This is a genomic window from Pseudomonas sp. IPO3778 (assembly GCF_013386825.1).
GTDB lineage: Bacteria > Pseudomonadota > Gammaproteobacteria > Pseudomonadales > Pseudomonadaceae > Aquipseudomonas.
This window is the reverse complement of sequence record NZ_JACARC010000134.1, coordinates 1-348: the sequence shown is the minus strand read 5'-3', so window position 1 is coordinate 348 and position 348 is coordinate 1. Positions and strand designations below refer to the sequence as shown.

Here is a 348-nt window from a genome sequence, read left to right as displayed (position 1 = left end):
GGTCGTGGCTGTTGAGCAGGTGAGTGGGCAGGTTGATCGACACAGGGATGTCATAGCCCTGTTGACGCCATGCGGCCTGGGCAATGATGGCCTGTTCAAGCATATGCCACAGCAAGTGCTCTTCAAGGTTAAAGCTGATCAACACCGGGAGGAACACGCCAGGGAGCAGCATGCCGTGCTCGGGGTGGAGCCACCGTACCAGCGCTTCGGCGGCGACTATTCTGCCGTTGCTCAAGGCTTTCTTGGGTTGAAACCATGCTTGCATCTCTCCGTTGTTGAACGCGTTCAGCAGGCTGTGGCGATCGATACCAGGCCGGGTCTCGACCGGTTCGGTGTTGTGCAGGGCTT

Annotated in this window: 1 protein-coding gene; it reads right to left on the bottom strand. The window is 58.6% G+C overall.

What is annotated here, in order from left to right; genetic code table 11:
* The coding region (locus HX855_RS32905) for an EAL domain-containing protein (RefSeq protein WP_178948068.1) at nt 1-348 on the bottom strand (348 nt) is incomplete at both ends.